The organism is Vibrio cholerae ATCC 14035, assembly GCF_000621645.1.
Taxonomy (GTDB): domain Bacteria; phylum Pseudomonadota; class Gammaproteobacteria; order Enterobacterales; family Vibrionaceae; genus Vibrio; species Vibrio cholerae.
In genome coordinates this window covers 15,102-34,034 of record NZ_JHXR01000003.1, presented here as the reverse complement: position 1 = coordinate 34,034, position 18,933 = coordinate 15,102, and the positions used below count along the sequence as shown (strand labels likewise).

Here is an 18,933-nt window from a genome sequence, read left to right as displayed (position 1 = left end):
GGTGGCAACACCGTTGCCACCTCTCGTGTTTAGAGATCGTCGATATAGCCGAGTGAACGCAGGGCGCGCTCATCATCCGCCCACCCAGATTTCACTTTAACCCAAGTCTCAAGGTAGACTTTGCGGCCAAACAGCTCTTCCATATCGAGACGTGCTTCACGACCGATGGTTTTAATCTTCTCGCCGTTTTTGCCAATCACCATTTTCTTCTGGCCGATACGCTCAACCAAAATCAGGGCGTTGATGTGGAAACCATCGGTATCTGGGTTGTAATCGAAACGCTCGATTTCCACCGTCACCGAATACGGCAGCTCTTCGCCAGTAAAACGCATCAGCTTTTCACGCACGATTTCAGATGCCATAAAGCGCTGTGAACGATCCGTCACATACTCTTCAGGGAAATGGTGCACAGCTTTCGGTAAATGGTCGCGTACATGCTTTTTCAGCACGTCGGTGTTTTTACCCTGTTTAGCGGAAATCGGTACGATATCGACAAACTGCATGCGCTTAGAAAGCTCCAGCATGTGCAGCATCACTTCATTACGATCTTTCACCTGATCCACCTTGTTCACACAAAGCACCACCGGGAAGTTGGCTTTTTGCAGCTTGTTGAACACCATCTCGTCATCGGCGGTCCAGTGAGTACCTTCCACCACAAACAGCACTAAGTTGACATCACTCAATGAGCTTGACGCCGCACGGTTCATCAAACGGTTAATGGCGCGTTTTTCTTCAATGTGTAGTCCTGGGGTATCAACGTATATCGCCTGATAATTGCCATCGGTCTCCACGCCCATAATACGGTGGCGAGTAGTTTGTGGTTTACGCGAGGTGATCGAAATCTTCTGCCCTAAAAGGTTATTCAGCAGGGTCGATTTCCCCACGTTAGGACGACCGACAATTGCGACAAAGCCGCAGTGTTGGTCCTCTGGTGTCGATGTCGCCGTTTGACCTTCGCTGCGAGAAGCAAAGTATGCATCGATATCAAATTCTTGATCAGCCATGAGTTAATTGCTCCAGAGCCGTTTCTGCAGCCGCTTGCTCTGCCTTGCGGCGGCTGGTGCCTTTACCGATCACAGGCGTGTCCATACCTGCAACTTCACACGCAACCGTAAATTCTTGGTTGTGCGCTTCACCTTTAATATTAGTCACAGTGTAGACGGGCAGCGGTTTTCTTCTGCCTTGCAAAAACTCTTGTAAACGAGTTTTCGGGTCTTTTTGTGATGCGCCCGGTTTGATCTCCTCAAGGCGACATTGATACCACTCCAGCACAATGCGGCGCGCGGTTTCTAAATCACTATCGAGGTAGATCGCACCAATGATGGCTTCTACGGCATCGGCCAGAATCGAGTCACGGCGAAAACCACCGCTTTTCAACTCACCTGGACCTAATTTTAAGTAATCTCCCAGATCGAATTCACGACCCAGCTCCGCCAACGTGTTACCACGCACTAAGGTGGCACGCATGCGGCTCATATCTCCCTCATTCACTTTCGGGAAGCGGCGATAGAGCTCGTCAGCAATGACAAAACTTAAAATTGAATCGCCCAGAAACTCAAGACGTTCATTGTGCTTACCATTGGCGCTGCGGTGTGTCAGCGCCAGATTAAGCAGCTCAGTCTCCTTAAAGGTATAACCGAGCTTACTTGTTAATTTATTCATTGGAGGTGTCATAATCTCAACGTTATTGCCAGCTCATGCCGGCTTAGTGGATCCCACCAACACGATTGAATCGTACTCCGGTAGGAATCCAGCGTGGAAGTACGCTGTCTTCAGCGCGTTCAAACTCGAAACTGATCCAGATAGCCACAGCTTTTCCGACCAGATTCTGCTCTGGCACAAAGCCCCAGAAACGGCTGTCAGCACTGTTGTCACGGTTATCACCCATCACAAAATAGTGCCCTTGTGGTACAACCCATTCATTCACGCCACTGCGTGGGCGATAATTCGCCACGTTATCAATGCTCAATGGGTTAACCAAAATATTGTGCTCAACCTTACCTAGCTGTTCGTTCAGCTGGATCAGGGGGATCTCATTTTGGTAAAACTCGCTCTCTTGCACGTTAGAGAGTTTAACTGCTTGGCATTCGCTCTCGCCTTGGTGCTGAATACACAGCTCTTTACCTGCGCTGTAACGTACGGTATCTCCGGGCATCCCCACCACACGTTTGATGTAGTCGATCTCAGGGTTCACTGGGTATTTGAACACCACAATATCACCACGCTCAGGTTTACCCGTTTCCACTAACTGAGTGCGCCATACCGGATCTTTCAAGCCGTAAGCGTATTTCTCAACCAGAATAAAATCCCCGACCAGCAGAGTCGGCATCATCGAACCGGATGGAATTTGGAACGGTTCATAAATGAACGAGCGCAGTACCAGCACAAAAGCAATAACAGGGAAAATCGAGACACTGTTTTCAATCCACCACGGCTGAGCCACGACTTTATCCAGCGCTGAGGCTGGCATATCGGGCGTTTGCGCCTGTAAATGAGCTTGTTTCTGTTGGCGTTTTTTCGCCCACACCAGCTTTTCCAGTGTCCAGACGATACCGGTGACCAGAGTTACGATCACCAAAATCAGTGAGAATGTGTTCGCCATTGACTTCCCTTATCTAAAAAATACGAAAGTGAAAGAGCCGAAACCCTTTCACTCATGTGTTAAACCAATAAGTCTGAAGCCAGCAAAGAAATTAGTCTTTGCCGACATGCAGAATGGCAAGGAACGCTTCTTGTGGCAGCTCAACGTTACCGATCTGCTTCATCCGTTTCTTACCTTCTTTCTGCTTCTTCAGCAGTTTCTTCTTACGGCTCACGTCACCACCGTAACATTTCGCCAGTACGTTTTTACGTAACTGCTTCACGGTAGAGCGCGCGATGATGTGGTTACCGATTGCCGCTTGGATCGCGATATCGAACATCTGGCGAGGAATGAACTCTTTCATCTTCTCAACCAATTGACGACCACGGGTTTGCGAGTTGTCACGGTGGGTAATGATCGCCAAGGCGTCCACTTTGTCGCCGTTGAGCAGCACATCCACACGCACCATGTGCGACATTTCAAAACGTTGGAAACCGTAATCCAGTGACGCGTAGCCACGAGAAGTCGATTTCAAGCGGTCAAAGAAATCCAGAACCACTTCGGCCATCGGGATGTCGTAAGTCAGCGCCACTTGGTTACCGTGGTAAACCATGTCCACCTGAGTACCTCGTTTCTCGATACACAGAGTGATCACGTTACCCAGGTAATCCGCAGGAACCAGAATGTTACAACGCGCGATCGGCTCGCGGATCTCTTCGATATCGTTGATGGCTGGCAGTTTAGCTGGGCTATCAACGTAGACGATCTCTTTGTTGGTCTTGAGCACTTCATACACTACGGTTGGTGCCGTGGTGATGAGGTCGAGATCGTATTCGCGCTCTAAACGCTCTTGGATGATCTCCATGTGCAGCATACCAAGGAAGCCACAACGGAAACCAAAGCCGAGCGCTGCCGACGTTTCTGGCTCATAAAACAGCGACGCGTCATTAAGGCTCAGTTTACCCAGTGCATCACGGAAGTTGTCATAGTCATCAGATGAGACTGGGAACAAGCCCGCATACACTTGAGGTTTCACCTTTTTAAAGCCCGGCAGCGCTTTTTCACAACCGTTCTTCGCTAAGGTCAGGGTATCCCCCACCGGTGCGCCCATGATGTCTTTGATACCACACACTACCCAGCCTACTTCGCCAGTGTCCAGTGAATCGGTATCCACTTGTTTTGGTGTGAAAATACCTAAGCGATCCACACCCCAAGTTTGGCCGGTGCTCATCACTTTGATCTTGTCGTTTTTCTTCAGGCTACCGTTTTTAATACGAACCAGAGAAACCACACCTAAGTAGTTATCAAACCATGAGTCGATGATCAGCGCTTGCAACGGTGCATCAGGATCGCCTTGTGGCGCAGGGATGGCAGAAACGATTTTCTCGAGAACTTCATCCACGCCCACACCGGTTTTCGCCGAGCAACGCACAGCATCAATCGCATCGATACCGACGATGTCTTCAATCTCTTCCGCCACACGCTCAGGCTCTGCCGCCGGCAGGTCAATCTTGTTCAGAATGGGCACGACTTCCAGATCCATTTCGATCGCGGTATAGCAGTTTGCTAGGGTTTGCGCTTCTACGCCTTGCCCCGCATCCACCACCAACAGTGCGCCTTCACACGCCGCCAATGAACGTGATACTTCGTACGCGAAGTCAACGTGTCCTGGGGTGTCGATAAAGTTCAGTTGATAGGTTTGGCCATCTTTCGCTGTATAGTCGAGAGTCACACTCTGCGCTTTAATGGTGATGCCACGCTCACGTTCCAGATCCATAGAGTCAAGAACTTGCTCGGCCATTTCACGATCGCTCAAGCCGCCACAGACTTGGATTAAACGGTCAGATAGAGTCGATTTACCATGGTCAATGTGGGCGATAATCGAAAAGTTACGAATGTGCTTCATAGGTTTGGGATGACTAAACTCTTAAATAATAAGGACATAGAAAAGCCGCGTTGGCGGCTATTCATTCAAGTTGGGCGATTCTACCCAATTTCGTTGGGGTTCGCATCATAATTTAGGCAACCGGGATACCCAGTTTTCGTAACAAAACCACTTGCTGCTGAGAGCGTAGCTCCAGCACTTTCGCATAATGTTTGGCAACCCATACACCGAGCGCAATAAAGAGCAGTGCAGTAAGGATCACTATCCCCTCTCCAAAACCCAACATAGGGGCCAGCCATTGATCGCCAAGCCATGCACCCAGCATCATGAAAAACAGCGGTAATAAATAGACGAGCGCCGCCGACTGCAGCACGCTCTTTTCCGGCAAACCAATCTCGACCACCTCACCCGCTTCTAGGGCTTGTGTGGTTTGTAAACGCCAGAATAGGGTTTTGTTACCGAACGCTTTAGAGACGATGCCCGTACCGCAGCTTTTCGAGGATTGGCAACTGCTGCAACTGGTTTGCTGTTCACAACTCAGCGTCACTTGAAATCCTTGTTGAGCGGGTACCACTTTGGTCACCGTAGCCAATGCCGTCATCATTGCGCTTTCACTCCACCGACACCAAACATCACCGATTGAGCGATACGTTGCGCAGTCGCAGGAGGAATATCGCCCACTACCGAAATTTCATTCTCACCTTTGACGACACTGTGCAAAGTACGGCGGCCTTGTCGAACCAACTGACCTTTGAGTGAGTAGTTATCACTGGCAGAGACATACACTGAGAAATTAAACAGGCCGTCCGAATACATCTGGCTTTCCACCAAACGCTCTGTCATTGCCATACGATAACGATTCAGCTCCATGGCTTGAAAACCATCCGGAACCCAAGTGACTTGCCAGAAGGTCTCTTGCACACTGCCTTTTGGCAACTTAAGGACTTCAGGCAGTTGCACCTTGTTTAGCCCTGCCATGATTTCGGCCAAACGCTCGCTGACCGAAAATGAAATGGTGCGATACTGCTCAAGCACTTCGCCATCGCGATCCAGCAAATCCGCCCTTAAAGGCAAATGGCTTTTTTCATCGACCCAGACAACATACGAGTAGCGTAAACCATCTTTCGGAACCACGCGCAGTACTTGGCACGCTGCCCCCGCTTCACGGGCGCGCCCGACTTTCACGAAGTCATAGTAGCGGCTCAACTCCGCCACATCCGTGTGCAACATGGGGATGGTTGGAGCCACCATATTGCCCGATTCAATCGTAAAAGGCTCGACACCCGGCTCGATGTAACTCACTTCATCACCACGGCGGATCACTTCACGCACGGGGCCGCTCAAGTACACCAAATGCGCCAGTTGTTGATCATCTTGCCGAGCATGACGATACAACAAGGGCTCAATGCTGTTTTTCTTAACCAAGATGTATGAGAGTTCGTAATTGAGATGTTGGCTGGCTTCATTCATCTGATACAACAACGCCTCTGCAAAGGCGGTAGTTGAATTTACACAGAACAGTGTCAGCGCACTGATCAAAAGTTTCTTCATTCCACAACCGATTCAACTGGGTGTTGGTGAGAAGCACTATTCTCACTGTTTAGGCGTAATTGCAGTTCGTAGTCCTGCAGCAAGGCGTTTACGCGGCGACGTTGCTCTTGCATGCTGCTGTCTGGCGCATGCTTTTCCACCGAATCACGAGTCAAACTCACTGGCTCAGCGCTTCCAGCAAGAGGAATGGTTTGCAGCACAGGCAGTTCATTTTCCACGCCTGAGCTTTGTCCGCCATACTGTTGTACGCCGAAAATAACCGCCAACGAGACACAAGCGGCGATACCGACTTGACCAAACTGAGACAACCAAGCAGGCAACTGACGTTTAGCCTGTTGCGGTTTAGGCTGCGCTTCCAGTCTTGCCTGTTGCAAGTCAATCACGTTCGTTGAGTGGTGTAGCGGATTGTGCGCAGGTTCATTTTCCAGCGCCAAGGCGACACTTTCAGCGATATTCCATTCTTTGTGAATCGGTGCCTCTCCACGGAGTACATCACCGATCAGATGATAGTTTTTCCACGTGTCACGTGCATCTTGATCCTGAGCCAATCCTAAAATCAGCTCATTGTCGATCATCTCGCCATCCATGAGTGCTGAAAGTTTTTCTTTGTCAGCCATTCTATTCACCATAGTCATTACGGAATTTGCGTTACAGAAGAGGTTTGATTTTCTTCTCTACCGCCTCACGAGCGCGGAAAATTCGTGAACGCACTGTACCAACAGGGCAATCCATCACTTCCGCAATTTCCTCGTAACTCAAGCCATCAAGCTCGCGCAACGTCATTGCCGTTTTTAAATCATCCGGTAACGCATCAATTGCATCGAACACAGTCTTCTTCAACTCTTTGGACAACGTAATGTTCTCCGGGTTCGATAATTCTTTTAATGCGTCACCACCTTCATAGAATTCAGCTTCTTCAGCATCAACATCACTTGCGGGTGGGCGTCGGCTTTGCGCAACAATGTGATTTTTCGCGGTATTAACAGCAATACGGTACAACCAAGTGTAAAACGCACTCTCGCCACGAAAGGTTGGAATGGCTCGATACGCTTTAATAAACGCTTCCTGCGCTACATCAGCCACATCACCGGAATTGCTTACATACCGGGAAATAAGGTTGCACACTTTATTTTGATATCTCAAAACCAAAAGGTTAAATGCTTGCTTATCCCCATTCTGAACTCGCTCAATCAACACTTGATCGGTCAGTTGCTCGTTCATTCGAGCGGTCACTCCTATTGTTATTCCCCTACCTTCTCAGATATGGGTACTCATTATGCGAATTGTAATATTGACACCACTACTTGCATGAGCACCTTTAGAGACTCGGCATTATCGAGAAAGTTCATTATTGGGTGAAATATTTTACTCAAAACCTTATCAAGGCAGCATTTTCACCCGTTGCCTCTCGCGTAGATAGGTATTCCCCATACATCACGTGCGCTTCACTCTTTATATAGTGGTGAATGCAGCGGATTAATAGAGTGCAACCGCTAACATGACAATAAGATTTACAAACTATTGCATTTAGCGCGATGATAATAGCAGGACTTACACCGTATCAACGATCCGAATTTTTCGATAATTTCTTGCCACTTGATTGTGCACAGTGGCATGTCTGCTCAATCGATGCGGTGTTTTTTTCCTCTAAAGAAAACAACTCTTTGAGGAATTTAAAGAAATGTCGAGTTGGATGACTCGCTACAGTTTGGGAATTGGCAATTTTATGAATGCAGACCGAGAGCATCAATGTGATGTATTAGTCATAGGAAGTGGCGCAGCAGGCTTATCGCTTGCTTTACAGGTCGCTCAATACGGAAAAGTGATTGTATTAAGCAAAGGGCCGCGCAGTGAAGGCGCGACTTTTTATGCACAAGGCGGTATTGCAGCAGTCTTTGATGAATCGGACAGTATTGAATCGCATGTGCAGGACACCTTAATTGCAGGTGCTGGGATTTGTGATGAACAAACCGTGCGCTTTATTGCCGAGCATGCCAAAGAGTGCGTGCAGTGGCTGATTGATGGCGGTGTACCTTTTGACAAAGAAGAGGACAGCGATAACGACCACCCACGCTACCACTTGACCCGCGAAGGCGGTCACAGCCATCGCCGTATTTTGCACGCTGCCGATGCCACAGGGATGGCAATGCAGACGTCCTTGCAAGATAACGCCCACAACCATCCCAACATTACGGTACTTGAAAGACACAATGCGCTGGATTTGATCACTGAAGATAAAATCGGCGGTGATGCCAACAAAGTCGTTGGCGCCTATGTATGGAATCGTAATGCGGAACACGTAGAAACGATTCGCGCCAAATTTGTGGTGTTGGCGACTGGCGGGGCATCTAAGGTGTATCAGTACACCTCTAACCCTGATGTTTCTTCTGGTGATGGCATTGCCATGGCGTGGCGTGCGGGCTGCCGTGTGGCCAACCTAGAGTTCAACCAGTTCCACCCAACCTGTTTATACCATCCAGAAGCACGTAACTTCCTACTTACCGAAGCGCTGCGTGGTGAAGGCGCTTATTTGCGCCGCCCAGATGGCAGCCGCTTTATGCCGGATTTCGATGAACGAGCTGAGCTGGCTCCGCGTGATATCGTGGCACGCGCGATCGACTTTGAAATGAAGCGTTTAGGCGCGGACTGTATGTATCTCGACATCAGCCATAAGCCTGCTGACTTTATCGAAAAACACTTCCCCACCATTTACTCACGCTTGATGGATTTGGGCATTGATATGACCAAAGAACCGATCCCCATCGTTCCTGCGGCGCACTATACGTGTGGTGGCGTGATGGTGAATCCGCAAGGTCAAACGGATCTTAAGCAGTTGTATGCGATTGGCGAAGTGAGCTACACCGGCTTACACGGCGCAAACCGTATGGCCTCAAACTCTCTTCTAGAATGCGTGGTATACGCATGGTCAGCGTCACAAGACATCATTGCTCAGTTGCCCAACGCAAGCATGCCAGAGTCACTCCCAGCTTGGGATGAAAGCCAAGTCACCTGTTCTGATGAGGAAGTGGTTTTGCAGCATAACTGGCACGAACTGCGCCTCTTTATGTGGGACTACATGGGAATCGTGCGCACCAACAAGCGTTTGGAACGAGCAATGCGCCGCATTCAGCTACTGCAACAGGAGACCCACGAGTATTACAGCAACTTCCGTGTGTCAAACAACCTCCTTGAGATGCGTAACTTACTGCAAGTCGCTGAATTGATGGTGCGTTGCGCGATGCAACGCAAAGAAAGTCGCGGCTTACACTACACGTTGGACTATCCAGATCAACTGGCAGAGAGTGGCCCAACGATTCTTGTGCCGGAAAAATAACGCTCTCTCCGCTTGCAACAGCAATCAAGAGATCTGCGCACGATCACGGGAGCCATTGAGCTCCCGTTTTAATCGCACTAACAATTGCCGATAGGTGCTTTCATCGCAGCTATCACGCCAGATAAACCAACGCTTGCCCTGCCCTTGTAAGCAGATAAACAGCGGAGCATAAAGCGTATGTACCGAATGAAAGGTCTCACGCCGCCCCTCTTGCTCGAATACGCCAGCAAAGGTGAGTTCCACATTGCCGACCAAACTCGCCGGCATCCATTGGCTGTGGAGATGACCACGCCAGATCCAAGCGGCAAAATAGGGCACCAACACCAAGGGAATAGAAGAAACGAATAACGCCCAGAGCATCAACAGCATAATCAGCAATGCGATGATCTGAGCGTAAAAGGAAGGGATAAACAGAAGCTTAACGGACTTTGCTGAGGTTATGAGCGACAATCTTATCCACCATCGCAGCAAGGCCTAAATTCTCACAGCGGCCATGTCCCATCACCCAAGCAAACAGATCAGGGTCGTCACTTTCCAGTAAAGCCACAAAGTCGTCCTGCTCAGACTCGGTCAGTGAATCAAAACACTCTTCGAAAAATGGCATGATGACCACATCAAGCTCCAACATACCACGACGGCATGCCCATTTGATTCGCGCTTTTTGTTCAGCGGTGTACATCAGTATTCCTCACCTTATGGTTTTTGTTTGATTCGGAGTGTAACAAGGGTGCAGACAGACAACTAGTAACTCAGTCACAGTCCCTGTTCAAGCTGACAAAAAAGTTGATCCAGATTAACATAGCGAGACTTTTTTCCTCAGTGGTGAACAACATGGACTGGCAAAATCGTTTTTCAGTACTCAATCTTTCTTCTCACGATCCTCTCCCTGAACTGATGCTCACGCATCTCACTGGATGGGGAGCCATCACGCTGGTCGGTACCGATAAAAAAGCGTATCTGCAAGGCCAAGTCACCTGCAATGTGGTTTCTTTGCAAGAGCAGCAAGTCACCTTTGGTGCACACTGTGATGCCAAAGGTAAGGTATGGTCGGTATTTCGCTTGTTTCATCATCACGATGGCTACGCGATGTTTCAACCGCAATCGGCGATGGAAGTCGAACTGCGCGAGCTGAAGAAATACGCCATCTTCTCTAAAGTGACGATTGCCGAAAGCAGCGATATCGCTCTAGGTGTGATGGGCAGTCAAGCCGACGCTTGGATTGATACTGTGAGTGAAACGACTGGCGATGTACGCCGTATCGCAGGCGGTACAGCCGTGCGTATGAGTCCACAGCGCTGGCTGCTGTTGGTGAATGCCGAACAGGCGGAGCAATACGTCAATGCTTGGCAAGGACTGCATGTCGAGCAATCGCTGTGGACACGCATGGATATTGAAGAGGCCGTGCCTGTCGTTACCCAAACGGCTCAAAATGAACACATTCCGCAAGCACTCAATGTGCAAGCCGTTGACGGTATCAGTTTTACTAAAGGTTGTTACACAGGGCAAGAGACTGTGGCACGTGCCAAATATCGCGGCATCAATAAGCGCGCCATGTACATAGTCAAAGGTAATCTGAGTGCGCCACTGAGCCAAGATGAGCCGGTGGTTCTTGAACGCGCTGTCGGAGAAAACTGGCGTAGCGCGGGCGCACTACTGACTTATTATCGTTTTACCGATTCAATAGCGATCGGTTTGATCGTCCTGCCCAACGATCTTGAGCACGATGTCGAGCTGCGTCTAGCTGCTCAACCAGACACCCGTTGGCATATCCAACCGCTACCCTATTCACTCAGTGAAGAATAGCGATCATTCATCGAAACCGACTTGAGCTGCCTGAATCGGCAGCTCAAACTCTCCCTCATCAGGCTCCCTTCTCAGCTTCGCTGCAACACACTATTGCTCGTTGCATCTTCACGCGAGTCTCTTCAAACAAACCAATACTTATTTATGAATTTAAAATTAAATTAAAAACATAAATAGTCAAAACCAAAACAATCCTCTAGGCTATAAACCGTTGAGGAGAGCAATGAGCACCCAAGTTTGCTCACTCTCTCGTCAACAGAAAGTGAATTAACTGAGCATTCGAGTTATCCACTTTTTGTGTAATGCATCTGTGACTATTCGCCCGCCCAAATGCGGGCATTTTTTTACAATTATTTTACAATCAACTTGCCTGTTCAGAATTTTTACGACTATTCTTTAAAGTGTCATAAGAGGCTGGCTTAATACGGGCTGTTCATCAGTTACCGCTGAGAACATCAGAAGAATTTGTAAATTTGGTCACATGATTCTGGATATTTGACTGCAGTTTTGATTCATTCTGCACAGATATTCCAAATAATCAGTAAGTACTGCTTATTCCACCAAACCTATCACACTATTTTTGTTTAGGTTTTTCTATACTAAGCAGTGCCAGAACAACGCAAGGATCGAAGTATGAGACTGTTTAAGCGCTATACACCAGGTATGATTGCTAAACACGTGAGCCGTCTGTTTAAAGGTAGGATTTATATCTTTGGCGTCGGTAAATTCGAGTTCGATAATGGCAAGTTAAAGCTGCCAGAGAAAGCGGATCAGCGCCACTATCAGACCGTAAAAGAAGTCAATCAAGAGATCATGAAGCTGCGTTGCGCTTATGCATAAACAAGCAAACACTCAATAGCATTCGATTTAATATAAAGCGATTTAATGTAAAAATGGTTGGCACTGCCAACCCTTTTTATTTGTTGAACTTTTTATTCAATCAGTAGGCACGCTCTAACCAAACCTGCTTCGCCAGCTCAGGCAGATCGCCCTTCAGGCCTAGTGCGCGTTTCATGATTTCATCTTTGGCACCCGGCAATTGACCAACCAGACGCATGCCGATCCCACGGATCAGTTTCTTAGCAGGGTTATCCCCCTCAAACAGATCGCGGAAACCTTGCATCGCCGCAATCATTTTGGCAGCTTCCGCTTTCCGCCAGCGCTCATAATGGCGCAAATTACGCTCATCACCAATGTCGCGATTTTGCTGCCATAAGCTCAGCAGCTCTTGTGCCAAACAGGCAGCATCCAGTAAACCTAAGTTCACTCCCTGCCCAGCCAGCGGATGAATGGTGTGCGCGGCATCCCCGACGAGAGCAACCCGAGGCGCAACAAAATCACGGGCATAACGCATCTTAAGTGGGAAAGCCTGCCGCTCGCCCACTACTTCACAGCGGCCTAATCGTGCATCGAATTCTGCGGTCAGCGCTTTGTTAAACTGCACATCATTCATATTGAGCAAAGCTTCAGCGCGTGAAGGCTCTGTCGACCACACAATCGAACTCATATGCGGCTCAGACATGGGGAGAAAGGCTAACGGTCCTTGGGCAGTAAAAATCTGGCGCGCGACTTTATTGTGCGGATCACTGGTACGCACATTGGCCACCAAAGCACTGTGTCCATAATCCCAATGAGTCAAAGGAATATCCATTTGTCGACGCAACCAAGAGTTTGCGCCATCGGCCCCTACGACCAATTTTGCGCTCAAGGCTTGGCCATTACTCAAGGTTAGCCATGCTTCGCTTTCACCCACGGCGATGCTCTGACAGGTCGCAGGCACATGCAGTGTCACATTGGCTTGCTGCTGAACTTGCTCGAACAGCGCCAACTGAATGACTCGGTTTTCAACAATGTGTCCCAGATTAGGCTGCGTCATCTCATTGGCTTTAAATTCAATCCGCGCAAAACTATCTTGCTCCCACACTTCCATCGCGATGTAGGGCGCAGCGCGGCGCGCTTCAATGCCCGCCCAAGCATTAAGATTACGCAGCACAATCTCACTTGAGCGACTCAAGGCAGAAACGCGCACATCCGGCAGCGGGTTTAGCGCCTCTTCCGGTAATTGGTTCTCAACCACAGCAATGCGTAGGTCACTCTCTTTTAGAGCCGCCGCTAACGCTAGGCCGACCATACCGCCACCGATAATTACAACATCAACGCTTTGCATCATTCTTTTACCTATTAACGGTTCACTATGCCGAGAGTGCGGCGCAATAACGGAGCTTTCAATAACGGCAAATTATCCATCGCCATTAGACCAAGGTTACGCCCCATTCGCATCGCTAACCAGTCATTCGAGAAAGTGTGTACTAATCCTGTAGTCAGGCTGATGGTTGCCGTGCGATCGGCTTGGCGACGCTGAAAATAACGCTGCAGTAGCGCGTACTCACCCGCATCGTCGCTGCGCGTAATCTCTTCGGCTAAAGTCGCCACATCACGAATACCAAGGTTAAAACCTTGTCCTGCAATCGGGTGTAAGGTTTGCGCCGCATTGCCCACAATAGCAAAACGGTGAGAGACCGTTTGCTCACGATAGCGCAAAACCAGTGGATAAACACTTCTCTCACCTGCATGGGTCAAGGCGCCAAGCCGCCAACCAAAGGCTTGTTGTAAGCCTTGTAAGAACTCAGCTTCGCTGCAATGCAGCCAGTGCGCAACTTGCTCTGGTGGCAGACACCAAACTAAAGACAAGCGATCTTGGCTCATTGGTAGCAAGGCAACAGGGCCATGCGGTGTAAAACGCTCAAAAGCTCGCCCTGCATGAGGTTGCGCGCTGGTGATATTGGCGATCAGCGCGACTTGTTCAAAATCGTGCTCCTGCATCGCAAGGCCCAGCGCTTGGCAACACGTCGACAGCGCACCATCTGCCGCCACAAGCAGCTTACCTTGCAAGGTCTCTTTAGTGTTGAGTTGGACCGTGACCGACTCTTGTTCACGGGTAATATTCACCACTCGGCTTGGCACAAATTGTTGGATGGCAGAACACTGAGCCATGCGCTCGGCGTAAACGCGCCCCACATCCGCCAGTTCAACCACATAACCTAGAGCGCTAACCCCAAGCGTCTCACAGTGAATATCCGTCATCCCTGCATGAGACTGATCCGAGACATGGATATGTTTAATCGCAGTCGCAAAAGGCTGTAGGCTAGGCCAAAGTTGTAATTCCTGCAGGATTTGTACCGTACCGTAGGAGAGCGCAATGCTGCGCGCATCAAAACCGGGATGCGCAGAATGATCGGTCGCAAACGCCTCTATCACGGCGACCTTCAGTTTACCTTGGCTGAGGTGCTGCAACGCGAGCGCTAATGTTGCCCCCGCCATTGCCCCCCCCGCAATGATCACATCAAAACTGATAGGCTTACTGATATTGGGCTGCTGGCTGTCCGTCATTGCGCTTCCTTTCTGTTGACTTAGTGAACGGTGGGCTTAGTGTCTTGCTCTGGTTTGACACCAAATTCCGCATGTAATACCAATACACAGGCTTTGATATGTTCGATCACTTGTTCCAATAATTCTGCTTGCTCGGCTAAGTCATCCTCTTCATCGATGCCTAATTTCGACATCTCTTCCAGATCCTCTAATGCTTCTTTCGCTTCAACAGAGGCGTGCTTCAGATTGGCGCCACTCAAACCTAATCCAGAAATAAAGTGGTTAATCCATTCCGCAACCGCATCCGCGAGCTCAAACAAGGCTTCCTCGCCCTCGCCTTCAGGTAGGAGTAATGAAAGCTCAAAATCGGTATCCACCAACTGCGCACTCATCGCCAGCAGAATCTGCTCTGCGCTGGCTAATGCACCAATTGGCCAGCCCATGCCATCGTTGGTGTAATCGAAAACCAAGGCTTGCCAGCTTTTATCATTGAGGCTTAAACCGCCGGACAACATCCCCGTCAGTAACCCTTGTAGCTCGGCAGGATTAATACCGAGAGAAGCGCTACGCAGCTCATTGGCTAAAGCTGGGTAAGCAGGAAGTCTATTTTTGCTCATATTGGATTCACTAACCGAGAAAGGTAGCCCAATCCTACCACTTCATTGCCAGAGCGAAAACGCTCGCCTGCAGTTGGTGCTTAGCTTTTGCACAAATTGTCCAAATCGTGAGTTTTCAAACGTCCATTTCTCGGGTTGCGACGGGAAAGGCTTGAATCTTGTTTTGGGTTTACCTATAGTTCCACCTCGATGGTCACCTGAGTTGACTCATCTTTAGTTATGCTAAAAGAGTTCATTAATCATGAGTAATCAAGCGGTTGACATTGAAATTTTGGGCAAAGTGACCCGGGTAAACTGCCCAGCAGGTCAAGAAGCGTCTTTGCTTCAAGCTGCGCAAGATCTCGATAATCGTTTGAAAGAAATGGCAGAGCGAACTAAAGTCACCAATGAGGTGAAACTGTTGACGATTGCCGCACTCAATATCTGTTACGAGTTACAAACGAAACAGCAAGAAAATGCGGGCACTCAGTCACAACTTAGCGAGCGCATGGAACAGCTCGCCGCTTCATTAGAAGCTGCATTGAAAAATGTGAAGCCAGGAAAGCAATAAACACAGCATTGATTTACCCTGGGGTGTTCGTCAGCGGATTTATGTCCCTGAGCCGATAAGCAACATAACAGGGTTGGTATTGGGTAGCTATTGAGCAAGCTCGGCTTGTACCGAGAAGCCTGCGGTTACCATTACTGATCCGCCTTGAACCTGATGGTTCAAGGGCTACGATCCTCAACGGCATCCCGGGGTTCCCTCTATGACAGATTCTCGTACACACCTACGCCTGCAAATTCGTCAACGCCGACAATCACTCTCTGCTTTTGAGCAACAGACGGCCAGCCAACAACTTATCCATACCTTTGCCAGCTTACCGGAAGTGACTGCCGCGCAGCGTATTGCCCTGTATCTTGCCAATGATGGTGAGCTCAATACTCAACCACTGATCGAATGGCTTTGGCAGCAAGGTAAACAAGTGTATCTCCCAGTTTTACACCCTTTCGCAAAAGGTCACTTGCTGTTTCTGCACTACCAAGCACACACACCAATGAACAAAAATCGCTATGGGATCGCAGAGCCTAAACTCGACCAACGTTTGATCTGCCCGGTTCGAGAGCTCGATATTATCGGTACTCCTTTGGTGGCGTTTGATCAATCAGGCCAACGCTTGGGAATGGGTGGCGGCTATTACGATCGCACTCTCGCACCTTGGTTTAAAACGCAGCAAGGCGCGATGCCGATTGGTCTTGCGCACGATTGCCAACAAGTCGAGCAACTGCCCACTGCAAGCTGGGATATTCCGTTACGAAAAATCGTGACCCCCAGCAAGGTTTGGCAGTGGTAGTCGAACAATTGCTCAGTTTAGCTCAGCCTAAGTGATTACTTCTGCTTCCGGTTTGGGGTTATAATCGCGCCGCGCAACATACCCGAAAATCGATACTCAGGAGATAGGCATGACTCAAGATGAAATGAAAAAAGCCGCCGGTTGGGCTGCTCTGAAATACGTAGAAAAAGGCAGCATTGTCGGTGTTGGTACGGGCTCAACCGTTAATCACTTCATCGATGCTTTAGGCACTATCAAAGACGAAATCAAAGGCGCGGTTTCGAGCTCAATTGCTTCGACTGCGAAACTGGAAGCACTCGGCATCCGTGTTTATGACTGTAACGATGTATCGGAGCTGGACATCTATGTCGATGGTGCTGATGAGATCAACCCAGAACGCGACATGATCAAAGGTGGCGGTGCAGCACTGACGCGTGAAAAAATCGTCGCAGCGATTGCCAAAAAATTTGTGTGTATTGTCGATGGCACTAAAGCGGTCGATGTTCTAGGCAACTTCCCTCTGCCTGTTGAAGTGATCCCAATGGCGCGCTCTTATGTCGCGCGCGAACTGGTAAAACTCGGCGGCGATCCTGTGTATCGTGAAGGTGTGATCACCGATAACGGTAACGTTATTCTGGATGTCTACAACATGAAGATCACCCATCCCAAAGATCTCGAAAGCAAGATCAACGGCATCGCAGGGGTTGTGACCGTGGGTCTCTTTGCTCATCGCGGGGCTGATGTGGTCATCACTGGCACACCACAAGGTGCAAAAATCGAAGAGTAATATCGGGCATTTCCCCCCATATTCCGTTATTTGCTTACAAACGGCACCGCTGGGTGCCGTTTTTTATCCTTTTCTCTAAGAAAATTATGCCTTATTCCGTAATTTTCTTACCCAAAGCAAAAAAAGTTTGTTAATTTAGTGAGCAGAAGGCGCACAAGGAAAACGTTTGCTTTTCTAAATTACGACCAAAATTCGAACCATTCGAACCCAAGCGCCTGTTAGCCCACCTTCCCATAGTTTTAAGGACGATAAAATGGCCAAAGTTTCACTGGAAAAAGACAGAATTAAGATCCTCCTTCTTGAAGGACTTCACCCCTCTTCGGTGGAAGTTTTGCAAGCGGCCGGTTACAGCAATATCGAATACCATAAAGGCTCGCTGGAAGAAGCTGAGCTGATTAAAGCTATCAAAGATGTGCATTTTGTCGGGATCCGCTCGCGCAGTAATCTGACGGAGAAAGTGATCAATGCGGCAGAGAAACTGGTGGCGATTGGCTGTTTCTGTATCGGTACTAACCAAGTCGACCTTAATGCCGCCGCCAAACGCGGTATTCCAGTGTTTAACGCACCATTCTCCAATACTCGCAGTGTGGCGGAACTGGTGCTCGGCGAAATTTTACTGTTACTGCGTGGCATTCCAGAGAAAAACGCACTTGCTCACCGTGGGATCTGGAAAAAAAGTGCAGATAACTCTTATGAAGCACGGGGTAAACGCCTAGGCATTATCGGTTACGGTCATATCGGTACTCAGTTGGGGATCATTGCTGAAAACTTGGGGATGCACGTATATTTCTATGACATTGAAAGCAAACTCTCGCTCGGTAACGCTACCCAAGTACATACCTTAAGCGAGCTACTCAATAAGTGTGATGTCATATCACTGCATGTTCCGGAAACCGCTGGCACTAAAAATATGATGGGTGCGGAAGAGTTTGCGCGCATGAAACCGGGTGCTATCTTCATTAACGCCGCCCGCGGTACTGTGGTCGATATCCCGGCTCTGTGCAATGCGCTCGAATCTGGTCATATTGCAGGGGCAGCGATTGACGTATTCCCAGAAGAACCGGCATCAAACAAAGAGCCGTTTGAATCGCCACTGATGAAGTTTGATAACGTGATTTTGACACCACACGTGGGGGGGTCAACCCAAGAGGCACAAGAGAACATTGGCATTGAAGTGGCTGGCAAGCTGGCTAAATACTCAGATAACGGCTCAACGCTCTCTAGTGTCAACTTCCCTGAAGTGTCACTGCCAGAGCATCGCAGCTGCTCTCGCTTACTGCATATTCACGCCAACCGTCCGGGCATTTTGACCCAAATTAACACCATCTTCGCCGAAGAAGGGATCAACATCGCGGCTCAATATCTGCAAACCACCGCAGAAATCGGCTATGTGGTCATCGATGTGGAAACGGCTCGCTCTGAAGAAGCGTTAACTAAGCTTAAAGCGATCGACGGCACGATTCGCGCCCGTATTCTGCACTGATTGATTGGTGGGCGACATCGCTCACCAATCCTGAATCCTGAATATAACAACCAGCCTTTCGGCTGGTTTTTTATTTGTGCTTTGCTTGTAGTTATAAAGACTATACCCAAACGACTTGGAGTTGCAGGTAGGCGGCAAGTGAGTTCATCCCCATAAGCATAGATACACTATGTGATTGGGGTGAACGAACGTAGCCAACACCGCTGCAGC

General features: G+C 49.0%; 20 protein-coding genes and 1 other RNA gene. 8 read left to right on the top strand and 13 right to left on the bottom strand.

Translation table 11 applies throughout. The features are described 5' to 3' along the window. Nucleotides 1-29: 29 nt before the first annotated feature. From era to rpoE, 8 genes are all read right to left on the bottom strand, one after another. Entirely contained in the window at nt 30-1,004 is a 975-nt protein-coding gene (era, locus tag T411_RS0103685) for a GTPase Era (protein WP_000774936.1), read from the bottom strand. Further along, entirely contained in the window at nt 997-1,674 is a 678-nt protein-coding gene (gene rnc, locus T411_RS0103680; RefSeq protein ID WP_001885893.1) for a ribonuclease III, read from the bottom strand. The genes era and rnc overlap by 8 nt, the downstream gene beginning before the upstream one ends. 31 nt (nt 1,675-1,705) lie before the next feature. Then, the gene (lepB, locus tag T411_RS0103675; RefSeq protein ID WP_000024072.1) at nt 1,706-2,602 is read right to left on the bottom strand and encodes a signal peptidase I; all 897 of its coding nucleotides are present in this window, start codon (nt 2,600-2,602) and stop codon (nt 1,706-1,708) included. Nucleotides 2,603-2,693: 91 nt separating this feature from the next. After that, the gene (lepA, locus tag T411_RS0103670; protein WP_000680632.1) at nt 2,694-4,487 is read right to left on the bottom strand and encodes a translation elongation factor 4; all 1,794 of its coding nucleotides are present in this window, start codon (nt 4,485-4,487) and stop codon (nt 2,694-2,696) included. Nucleotides 4,488-4,599: 112 nt separating this feature from the next. Further along, on the bottom strand, nt 4,600-5,070 hold the full coding sequence (locus T411_RS0103665) for a SoxR reducing system RseC family protein (protein WP_000988005.1): 471 nt from the start codon (nt 5,068-5,070) through the stop codon (nt 4,600-4,602). Then, nucleotides 5,067-6,017 (bottom strand): sigma-E factor regulatory protein RseB, encoded by a 951-nt coding sequence (rseB, locus tag T411_RS0103660; protein WP_000734777.1) that lies wholly within the window; start codon nt 6,015-6,017, stop codon nt 5,067-5,069. The genes T411_RS0103665 and rseB overlap by 4 nt, the downstream gene beginning before the upstream one ends. Next, nucleotides 6,014-6,634: a sigma-E factor negative regulatory protein gene (locus T411_RS0103655; protein ID WP_000763844.1), complete on the bottom strand. Its 621-nt coding sequence runs from the start codon at nt 6,632-6,634 to the stop codon at nt 6,014-6,016. Before T411_RS0103655 ends, rseB begins: the two co-directional genes overlap by 4 nt. Nucleotides 6,635-6,665: 31 nt before the next feature. Beyond that, complete coding sequence (gene rpoE, locus T411_RS0103650) at nt 6,666-7,238, bottom strand: RNA polymerase sigma factor RpoE (RefSeq protein WP_001005346.1); 573 nt, start codon at nt 7,236-7,238, stop codon at nt 6,666-6,668. 505 nt (nt 7,239-7,743) lie between these two features. Here rpoE and nadB point away from each other — a divergent pair. Continuing rightward, nucleotides 7,744-9,351: an L-aspartate oxidase gene (gene nadB, locus T411_RS0103645; RefSeq protein WP_001918879.1), complete on the top strand. Its 1,608-nt coding sequence runs from the start codon at nt 7,744-7,746 to the stop codon at nt 9,349-9,351. 24 nt (nt 9,352-9,375) lie between these two features. Here the strand turns inward: nadB and T411_RS0103640 are convergent, their stop codons facing one another. After that, nucleotides 9,376-9,720, bottom strand: a complete 345-nt coding sequence (locus T411_RS0103640; protein WP_000925739.1) for a hypothetical protein — start codon at nt 9,718-9,720, stop codon at nt 9,376-9,378. Between the two features lie 49 nt (nt 9,721-9,769). Continuing rightward, a complete protein-coding gene (locus tag T411_RS0103635) occupies nt 9,770-10,030 on the bottom strand; it encodes an FAD assembly factor SdhE (RefSeq protein ID WP_000287742.1) in 261 nt (86 codons plus the stop codon). Nucleotides 10,031-10,182: 152 nt separating this feature from the next. Between T411_RS0103635 and ygfZ the strand changes: the two genes are divergently transcribed. Both ygfZ and T411_RS0103625 read left to right on the top strand, forming a co-directional pair. Beyond that, nucleotides 10,183-11,154, top strand: a complete 972-nt coding sequence (gene ygfZ / locus T411_RS0103630) for a tRNA-modifying protein YgfZ (protein WP_000384072.1) — start codon at nt 10,183-10,185, stop codon at nt 11,152-11,154. Between the two features lie 633 nt (nt 11,155-11,787). Then, entirely contained in the window at nt 11,788-11,994 is a 207-nt protein-coding gene (locus tag T411_RS0103625) for a DUF1107 domain-containing protein (protein ID WP_001235990.1), read from the top strand. A 100-nt stretch (nt 11,995-12,094) separates the two neighbouring features. Here the strand turns inward: T411_RS0103625 and T411_RS0103620 are convergent, their stop codons facing one another. The 3 genes from T411_RS0103620 to T411_RS0103610 are packed head-to-tail and all read right to left on the bottom strand — an operon-like array spanning nt 12,095 to nt 15,140. Next, entirely contained in the window at nt 12,095-13,324 is a 1,230-nt protein-coding gene (locus T411_RS0103620; RefSeq protein ID WP_000983782.1) for an FAD-dependent 2-octaprenylphenol hydroxylase, read from the bottom strand. Between the two features lie 11 nt (nt 13,325-13,335). Next, nucleotides 13,336-14,544, bottom strand: a complete 1,209-nt coding sequence (ubiH, locus tag T411_RS0103615; RefSeq protein WP_000132411.1) for a 2-octaprenyl-6-methoxyphenyl hydroxylase — start codon at nt 14,542-14,544, stop codon at nt 13,336-13,338. Between the two features lie 20 nt (nt 14,545-14,564). Beyond that, nucleotides 14,565-15,140 (bottom strand): YecA/YgfB family protein, encoded by a 576-nt coding sequence (locus tag T411_RS0103610; RefSeq protein WP_000042175.1) that lies wholly within the window; start codon nt 15,138-15,140, stop codon nt 14,565-14,567. Between the two features lie 241 nt (nt 15,141-15,381). Here T411_RS0103610 and T411_RS0103605 point away from each other — a divergent pair, with 241 nt between their 5' ends. From T411_RS0103605 to serA, 5 genes are all read left to right on the top strand, one after another. Continuing rightward, nucleotides 15,382-15,690 carry a cell division protein ZapA gene (locus tag T411_RS0103605; RefSeq protein ID WP_000070442.1) on the top strand — a complete coding sequence of 103 codons (309 nt, stop codon included), beginning with the start codon at nt 15,382-15,384 and terminating at the stop codon, nt 15,688-15,690. A 12-nt stretch (nt 15,691-15,702) separates the two neighbouring features. Further along, nucleotides 15,703-15,886: non-coding RNA, 6S RNA (gene ssrS / locus T411_RS1000000119990), on the top strand. A gap of 3 nt (nt 15,887-15,889) precedes the next feature. Beyond that, nucleotides 15,890-16,474 carry a 5-formyltetrahydrofolate cyclo-ligase gene (locus T411_RS0103600; RefSeq protein ID WP_000132452.1) on the top strand — a complete coding sequence of 195 codons (585 nt, stop codon included), beginning with the start codon at nt 15,890-15,892 and terminating at the stop codon, nt 16,472-16,474. A gap of 109 nt (nt 16,475-16,583) precedes the next feature. Then, nucleotides 16,584-17,240 carry a ribose-5-phosphate isomerase RpiA gene (gene rpiA, locus T411_RS0103595; RefSeq protein ID WP_000189749.1) on the top strand — a complete coding sequence of 219 codons (657 nt, stop codon included), beginning with the start codon at nt 16,584-16,586 and terminating at the stop codon, nt 17,238-17,240. Between the two features lie 253 nt (nt 17,241-17,493). After that, nucleotides 17,494-18,723, top strand: a complete 1,230-nt coding sequence (serA, locus tag T411_RS0103590; RefSeq protein WP_001151639.1) for a phosphoglycerate dehydrogenase — start codon at nt 17,494-17,496, stop codon at nt 18,721-18,723. The last annotated feature ends 210 nt before the right edge of the window (nt 18,724-18,933 follow it).

Coding starts and splice junctions, on each gene's coding strand:
- era (WP_000774936.1), bottom strand. CDS start 1,004: ATGGCTGATCAAGAATTTGATATCGATGCATACTTTGCTTCTCGCAGC.
- rnc (WP_001885893.1), bottom strand. CDS start 1,674: ATGACACCTCCAATGAATAAATTAACAAGTAAGCTCGGTTATACCTTT.
- lepB (WP_000024072.1), bottom strand. CDS start 2,602: ATGGCGAACACATTCTCACTGATTTTGGTGATCGTAACTCTGGTCACC.
- lepA (WP_000680632.1), bottom strand. CDS start 4,487: ATGAAGCACATTCGTAACTTTTCGATTATCGCCCACATTGACCATGGT.
- T411_RS0103665 (WP_000988005.1), bottom strand. CDS start 5,070: ATGATGACGGCATTGGCTACGGTGACCAAAGTGGTACCCGCTCAACAA.
- rseB (WP_000734777.1), bottom strand. CDS start 6,017: ATGAAGAAACTTTTGATCAGTGCGCTGACACTGTTCTGTGTAAATTCA.
- T411_RS0103655 (WP_000763844.1), bottom strand. CDS start 6,634: ATGGCTGACAAAGAAAAACTTTCAGCACTCATGGATGGCGAGATGATC.
- rpoE (WP_001005346.1), bottom strand. CDS start 7,238: ATGAACGAGCAACTGACCGATCAAGTGTTGATTGAGCGAGTTCAGAAT.
- nadB (WP_001918879.1), top strand. CDS start 7,744: ATGAATGCAGACCGAGAGCATCAATGTGATGTATTAGTCATAGGAAGT.
- T411_RS0103640 (WP_000925739.1), bottom strand. CDS start 9,720: ATGCTGTTGATGCTCTGGGCGTTATTCGTTTCTTCTATTCCCTTGGTG.
- T411_RS0103635 (WP_000287742.1), bottom strand. CDS start 10,030: ATGTACACCGCTGAACAAAAAGCGCGAATCAAATGGGCATGCCGTCGT.
- ygfZ (WP_000384072.1), top strand. CDS start 10,183: ATGGACTGGCAAAATCGTTTTTCAGTACTCAATCTTTCTTCTCACGAT.
- T411_RS0103625 (WP_001235990.1), top strand. CDS start 11,788: ATGAGACTGTTTAAGCGCTATACACCAGGTATGATTGCTAAACACGTG.
- T411_RS0103620 (WP_000983782.1), bottom strand. CDS start 13,324: ATGATGCAAAGCGTTGATGTTGTAATTATCGGTGGCGGTATGGTCGGC.
- ubiH (WP_000132411.1), bottom strand. CDS start 14,544: ATGACGGACAGCCAGCAGCCCAATATCAGTAAGCCTATCAGTTTTGAT.
- T411_RS0103610 (WP_000042175.1), bottom strand. CDS start 15,140: ATGAGCAAAAATAGACTTCCTGCTTACCCAGCTTTAGCCAATGAGCTG.
- T411_RS0103605 (WP_000070442.1), top strand. CDS start 15,382: ATGAGTAATCAAGCGGTTGACATTGAAATTTTGGGCAAAGTGACCCGG.
- T411_RS0103600 (WP_000132452.1), top strand. CDS start 15,890: ATGACAGATTCTCGTACACACCTACGCCTGCAAATTCGTCAACGCCGA.
- rpiA (WP_000189749.1), top strand. CDS start 16,584: ATGACTCAAGATGAAATGAAAAAAGCCGCCGGTTGGGCTGCTCTGAAA.
- serA (WP_001151639.1), top strand. CDS start 17,494: ATGGCCAAAGTTTCACTGGAAAAAGACAGAATTAAGATCCTCCTTCTT.